At 61.6% G+C, this 6532-nt stretch carries 7 protein-coding genes; 3 read left to right on the forward strand and 4 right to left on the reverse strand.

Going from position 1 to position 6532, the window contains the following annotated elements:
* The first annotated feature begins 271 nt into the window (after positions 1 to 271).
* Positions 272 to 1423: a mechanosensitive ion channel family protein gene (locus tag OC610_RS01910; protein ID WP_264426279.1), complete on the forward strand. Its 1152-nt coding sequence runs from the start codon at positions 272 to 274 to the stop codon at positions 1421 to 1423.
* A gap of 87 nt (positions 1424 to 1510) precedes the next feature.
* Positions 1511 to 1990: a hypothetical protein gene (locus tag OC610_RS01915; protein WP_264426280.1), complete on the forward strand. Its 480-nt coding sequence runs from the start codon at positions 1511 to 1513 to the stop codon at positions 1988 to 1990.
* Between the two features lie 34 nt (positions 1991 to 2024).
* On the opposite strand, the gene OC610_RS01920 is transcribed toward OC610_RS01915, so the two are convergent.
* Both OC610_RS01920 and OC610_RS01925 read right to left on the reverse strand, forming a co-directional pair.
* Positions 2025 to 2267: a hypothetical protein gene (locus tag OC610_RS01920; protein ID WP_264426282.1), complete on the reverse strand. Its 243-nt coding sequence runs from the start codon at positions 2265 to 2267 to the stop codon at positions 2025 to 2027.
* 107 nt (positions 2268 to 2374) lie between these two features.
* Positions 2375 to 3598, reverse strand: coding sequence for an MFS transporter (locus OC610_RS01925; RefSeq protein ID WP_264426283.1), 1224 nt, complete (start codon positions 3596 to 3598; stop codon positions 2375 to 2377).
* A 240-nt stretch (positions 3599 to 3838) separates the two neighbouring features.
* Here OC610_RS01925 and OC610_RS01930 point away from each other — a divergent pair, with 240 nt between their 5' ends.
* Entirely contained in the window at positions 3839 to 4744 is a 906-nt protein-coding gene (locus OC610_RS01930; RefSeq protein WP_264426284.1) for an AraC family transcriptional regulator, read from the forward strand.
* Positions 4745 to 4784: 40 nt separating this feature from the next.
* Here the strand turns inward: OC610_RS01930 and OC610_RS01935 are convergent, their stop codons facing one another.
* Together OC610_RS01935 and OC610_RS01940 are read right to left on the reverse strand one after the other, a co-directional pair.
* Positions 4785 to 5678 carry a LysR family transcriptional regulator gene (locus OC610_RS01935; RefSeq protein WP_264426285.1) on the reverse strand — a complete coding sequence of 298 codons (894 nt, stop codon included), beginning with the start codon at positions 5676 to 5678 and terminating at the stop codon, positions 4785 to 4787.
* Positions 5679 to 5682: 4 nt separating this feature from the next.
* Positions 5683 to 6369 carry a cysteine hydrolase family protein gene (locus OC610_RS01940; protein WP_264426286.1) on the reverse strand — a complete coding sequence of 229 codons (687 nt, stop codon included), beginning with the start codon at positions 6367 to 6369 and terminating at the stop codon, positions 5683 to 5685.
* Between the last annotated feature and the right edge of the window lie 163 nt (positions 6370 to 6532).

Raw genomic sequence — 6532 nt, forward strand, 5'->3', positions numbered from 1 at the left:
TACCGCTTGGGGGGCGGCAATTTGCCTTTAGGAGGAAGTCGATGGATGGCCGGGTGGATCCAAAAACCCTCGTGTCTTGTGGCCGATATGTCCTTCGAACACCCAGTCTATTGATACCTGGATGGCCCATCGCACGCCTGCCAACCGGGACGACAATAATTTGAACGGCACCCGCCTCACATGAACTAACAAAGTTCATGGCCCGGCCCGTGCCTTTGCACCGAATCGGCCAGGGCACAACCTGAACAGCAATGGCACAGGTGACCCGCCAATGGATTCAAGCTCCCTCGAGATTTTTACCGACACCCAACTACTCGGCATCTCCATTGCCAACTGGTTATTGGCGTTCAGCGTGATGACGCTGAGTTTCATCGTCGCCAGGGCCGGTATCGGCTTCCTGTTGAAAAACGTGCGCGCCCGGGCGCAGAAGCCCGACGCCTACATCAGCCATATCGCCGTCGAGGTGCTGTCCAGCACCAGCAACACCTTGCTGTTGCTGGCCTCGATTCTCATAGGCATCGGTGTGCTGGATCTGCCGGAACGCTGGCTCGGACGGGTCAGCAGCCTCTGGTTCGTGGTCGCGGCCTTGCAGGTGGGCCTGTGGGCAAACCGGGCGATCGCCCTGGCGCTGATGCATTATTTTGCCCGGCACAGCCACACCGATATCCATCAGAAAAGTGCCCTGGCAACGTTGAGCCTCTGGGGCGCGAAAGTGTTCCTGTGGGCGGTGGTGCTGCTGGCCATGCTTTCCAACCTCGGCGTGAACATCACCGCCTTCATCGCCAGCCTCGGTGTCGGCGGCATCGCCGTTGCGCTCGCCGTACAGAACATCCTTGGCGACTTGTTCGCCTCGCTGTCGATTGCCGTGGACAAACCGTTCGAAGTGGGTGACTTCATTGTCGTCGGCTCGCTGGCCGGTACCGTGGAGCATGTCGGCCTGAAGACCACACGCATCCGCAGCCTGGGCGGCGAGCAGATCGTCATGGCCAACGCCGGGATGATCAGCACCACCATCCAGAACTACAAACGGCTGCAGGAACGCCGCATCGTCTTTGAGTTCGCCCTGCCTCAGGAATGCTCGACCGAACAGCTTCGCCAAGTGCCTGCCATCGTCGAAAGGATCATCAAGGCCCAGGAAAAAACCCGTTTCGACCGCGCGCACTTTCGCAGTTTCGGCGAAAGTACGCTGGAATTCGAAACGGTCTACATCGTCCTGGACCCCAGCTACAACGTCTACATGGACATCCAGCAAGCCATCAACCTGGGGATGATGGACGAGTTCGCCAGGATCGGCGTGCGCTTCGCCATGCCGTCCCGGGCCGTGCATGTGGCTTCGTTGCCGGAGATGCCTGAGCAACTGACCCAGGGCAACACCGTCAGAAAACCGCTGCGAGTTGATGCGTCATCCCGCGCCCAGCATTAACTTGCAAGTTCGCTTCCATGACCCAGCGCAACTGACCACCCCGCCCCTTCAGCTAAGCTCAACCCATCACCACGACAGGGAATAGACATGAGCAAGGCAGACGAACTGGCGGCGAAGCTGAGGCAGGCCCAACGCACGCCGGCCGACACCGACAATTGTGCGGACCTGGCGATCGAACATTGGCCTGGCCAGGTGTACGAGCTGTATCGCCAGCTTGAAACCTGGCTGGCGCCGGTTTGTGAAGCGGGCCTGGTTATCCGGCGTAACCCCACCCATGTCTTCGAGCGTCATGCCAGCGGATCGACGTATAACTACGCAATTGATCAATTGGTCATCGAAGGTAATCACCGCCGCATCTCGCTTGATCCGATCGCGCGTTTTTCCCCCGGCGCCGAAGGGTGCATCGAAATCCACATGAAAGGCACGGAGCGCTGCATCCTGCGGACGGTGGGCGAACATGGCGAGTCGCGCTGGCTTCTGCAGCCAACCGGACAACCACGGCCCGAACCCGTCACGCTGGATGAAGATGATTTCCTCTCGATCATCGAGGAAGGCTTGGGTCTATAAAAATAAAACGGGCGACTCAACGAGTCGCCCGTTCTTAGTTTGCAGCCGATTCTAATGTCGCATCGGGCCCTCTTTTGGTCGGCGTCCCGGCTTGCCTGCCAACGAGGATTGCCAAGGCATTGTCGATCTCATCGGCGGCGCGCTCGGCATGCTGGGCGTCCGCCCAAGTCCAGTACTGCTCCGACACGAGCCCGCCGACCGCATGCGCGCATAACTCATCGCAACTGATGCCCATCTTTCCCGCAGCGGCGATGACTGCCAGGAGGGCTTGCTCCAAGGGCTGGATTCTTTCAGTAGACACAACTAACCAACTCGGTAGGTAACCAGCCTGGAGCTTACCAAGATATCAATGTGCCACCAACCGCAGGCGCCCAACGGTTCTTCTCAACCCACCGTGCTGTATGTCCTGGCGCGCGATGTCCGCGAGGATTGTCGAGCCGCCGCGCGAGCTGCGAGGATCGTCAACACAGCGGCAACAACCAGCACGGCCGCGCTGGTCTCGAAAGTTGCGCGATAACCGCTCAAGTCGAACAGAACGCCGCCCACCGTGGCCCCCGAGGCAATGGCGAGCTGGACGATTGCAACCATCAAACCGCCTCCGGCCTCGGCATCCTCCGGCAACGTTCTGGCCAGCCAAGTCCACCAACCTACGGGGGCGGCCGTGGCCACCAGGCCCCAGAGGCCGAGCAGCACAGCCGTGACCGACGCGGAGCTGCCGAACCCCACCAGCGCGAGGGCGATCGCGGCCATCAACAGCGGGATGACGATGAGCGTGCGATACAGGCCGTTCTTCAAGAACGAGCCAATCAGGAAGGTGCCCAGCAAACCCGCCAGACCAATCGCCAGCAGCATCAGCGATAGCAGCGAGACGCCCACCTGCGTCACGGTTTCCAGGAAGGGTCGCAGGTAAGTGAACAACATGAACTGGCCCATGAAGAACGTGCTGACCGCCAGCATGCCCAACGCCACCGGCGCCCGGGTCATGAGCTTGAAAGGATTCCCGCCGCCGCGCTTCGCCTGGTTCGGCATCGAGGGCAGGCTCAACAGCAGCCACGCCAGGGCGAGTGCGGCGACCGGTACGATGCAGAAAAACGCGCCACGCCAACCGATAATCGCCCCCAGAAAGCTGCCTAGCGGCGCAGCGACCACTGTCGCCAGGGCGTTGCCACCGTTGACGATGGCCAGGGCGCGAGGGACTTTATCTTCCGGCACCAGCCGCATGGCCGTGGCCGCCGACAGCGACCAGAAGCCGCCAATCGCAACGCCGATCAGCGCGCGACCGACCATGAAAATCAGGTAACTGGGCGCCGCTGCCGCCACTGTGCCGGACAAGATCATCAACAGCGTCAGTGCCGAGAGCAGCCACTTGCGTTCGATCCGGGCCGCAATCGGTGCGATGAGCAGGCTGGTCACCAGGGCAAAGGCACCCGAGACGGCGATGCCCTGGCCGGCCTGCCCTTCACTGATCTGGAGGTCCGCCGCCACCGGCGTCAGCAAGCTGACGGGCATGAATTCGGACGCAACAAGGGCGAAGGCAGCCAGCGACATGGCAAGCACCGCGCCCCACGCAGGCTTGCCCTGTGGTTCTAGCGATGAGATAGAGGTCATAACAATCCTGAAATTTCTGGAGCGCTCGGAAGCCCTCGTGGGAGCGAGCTTGCTCGCGACGGCGACGATGACGCCATGAACTGAATCCGACGGGTATTTTCACGAATGGGTATCGACGGTCGGTAGAACATTTCGCTGGAGTTCTTGCCCGATCCTGTGAACCCGCCGGTTACGCATAGGCAACGCTTCGCTTGGCGGGTTAATGTCCTGCCCATAGCTATCAACCCAGACAGAATCGACATGACCACCCAAGGCAGATCGCCACAAGACCGGCTCGCAAACCTCATCGCCACCCGGACGGCCGGCGCGGGTGACTTTGAAACGTCAATTGCGGGCCTGTGCTTTTTCCGTCGCGACGCCCCTGCCCCGCCCATGATCTGCATGATCGAGCCAAGCATCGTCCTCGTCGCCCAGGGGATGAAGCAGGTGTGGATTGGCGGCCAGGCATACGGGTACGACACCACACGTTTCCTGATGACGTCGCTGGATATGCCCGCGAACTCCGAAGTGCTGGCGGCCAGCCCGGAGCAGCCGTGCCTGGGCCTGGTCATGCGGCTTGACTTGCGCATGGTCGCCGATCTGGTCGCCCAGGGTGGCGTGGCGCCCAGTGTCGAGCGCCCCGCAGGGATTGGCGCGAGTATCGGCACGGCGTCAGCGGATTTCCTCGAGCCGTTCGTGCGTCTGCTGGCGCTGCTGGATGAACCCGAAGCGATCCCCGTGCTGGCCCCGCTGATCCAGCGGGAGATCCACTATCGACTGTTGATGAGCGACCAGGCCGCGCGGCTGAGGCAGATTGCCTCCGTCGACAGCCAGGGTTACCGGATCGCCAAGGCCATCGACTGGCTGAAACTCAACTACACCGGGCCCGTTCGCGTGGACGACCTCGCGGCGCGCGTGCAGATGAGCGCCCCGACCTTCCACCATCATTTCCGCCAGCTCACCGCGATGAGCCCGCTGCAGTATCAAAAATGGCTACGGCTGAACGAAGCGAAGCGCCTGATGCTCAACGAGCACCTGGACGTAGCGAGCGCCGCCTACCAGGTGGGCTATGAAAGCCCTTCGCAGTTCAGCCGTGAATACAGCCGCCTGTTCGGCGCTTCGCCGAAGCGGGACATCGCGGCGTTGCGCAGGCCGGCAACGTCATGAATGCTGATTGATTCGCGGTGCGCAGGGCGCGTCGCTGCGCTCACCCGCCTGACATCGCCTGGTAGTACTGCGCCATGTAATCGACGAACACTCGCACCTTGGCCGGCAGATGCCGGGCGTGAGGATAAAGCGCGTAGTAGTGCCGTTCCCCAAGGGTGTGTTCAGGCAGAATCCGCACCAACCTTCCCGCCAGCAGGTCATCCTGCACCGTCGCCAGGGTAAATGCGGCAATGCCACCGCCCGCCAAGGCACAGGCGTGCAAGGCTGTGATGGTGTCGGTGTGAAACGTGCCGTGACAGTCCAGGGTGATCGATTCTCCCTTCGCATTGGCGAGCGTCCATTGGCCAGCCGATCCATAGGTGAGTAGCCGATGGTCGTTGAGTTCGGCAACGCTGCGAGGCAAGCCACGCTTGAACACGTAGGCCGGCGCCGCGACCAGCACCAGCGGCGATACGCTGAGCAACCGCGCGACCAGGCTGCTGTCGGCCAGGGGCCCACAGATGCGTAGCGCCGCATCGAATCCCTCGGCCACCAGATCGACCAACGGATCGGAGCAAGACAAATCAATTTGAATATCTGGATATCGCGCCTGGAACGTCGGTAGCCAGCGAGCCAGCTCCAACGTTCCTGTAACCAACGGCGCGCTGATGCGAAGCAGACCGGAGGGCCGCTCCTGTTCCTGGGCAGCGGCTTGGGAGGCAGCGTCTACCCGGTCGAGAATATCCACGCAAGCTTCGTAATACTTTTCCCCCGCCGCCGTAAGACTCATCCGGCGGGTATTGCGATTGATCAGACGCACGCCCAACGTGGATTCCAATTGCTGCAAATGTCGGGAGACCGACGAGTGCGTGGTATCCAGCCGCTCGGCGGCGGCTGTAAAACCCTGGGCCTCGACGACGCAGCGGAACACGCGCATGGCGAGCATCTGATTCATGGGGTTAGCGCACCGGTAGCTTGATGATTTCGGCGGTGTTCATCACATCGCCGAACGTGTCCTCGATTTCGGCGAGCGCGGCCTGGTGCAAGGCGTCCTTGTCGGTCGACTCTCCGTTGACCCGGGTAATCGCACGGGTAGCCGATGCATCGGCCGCCACCAACACGTTATAGCTCAGCGGCGCCGCATCCCGGGCTGCGCCCGCCACGCACGCATGGGTCATGAGACCGGAGACGATCACGTTCTCGATTCCGGCGGCTTTGAGACGCTTGTCCAGATCGGTACTGCCGAACACGCTGACAGTGGTTTTCTGCAAGACCGGATCCTTGGCCCTGGGCTGTATGTCGGGGTGGAATTTCACAGTTTCACCGTCGATGGCGAACACTGGCGAACCAGCGGGTGCAATGTGCTGGACATGGTAGACGGGCATCTTGTGTTCATCGGCGAACTCGATCAGCTTCCGGGCGTTGGCCAGCGCTGCCGGGCCGTCGGGGATCGGCATCTTACCGGTGAAGTATTCGTTCTGGAAATCGATCACCAGTAACGCGGTTTTACCGGCAGGCAACTGGCTGACCGGCACTGCGCCGGACATGGCGCGGATGGTTGGATGAGTTTCGGCCGAGGCGCCGGCGCTGGCGAGAACGCCTGAGATTACACAGGCGGAGAGGAAACGACGGGTAAAACGCTGCATGGACAGTTCCTTCTTTCGTGGAGTGAATGAAGGGAATGCTAGGGCCATGACCGGCACCCGAACACAGCGTGGGCGACACAGGACTTGTTTGGGATTTGCACAGGTGGCCGTGATCGGGGGCGTTGCCGCTCGCTAAAGGACGTCGACAAACCCGTGGCGAGGG

Origin of the sequence: Pseudomonas agronomica (assembly GCF_025917275.1) — a bacterium.
Classification (GTDB): domain Bacteria; phylum Pseudomonadota; class Gammaproteobacteria; order Pseudomonadales; family Pseudomonadaceae; genus Aquipseudomonas; species Aquipseudomonas agronomica.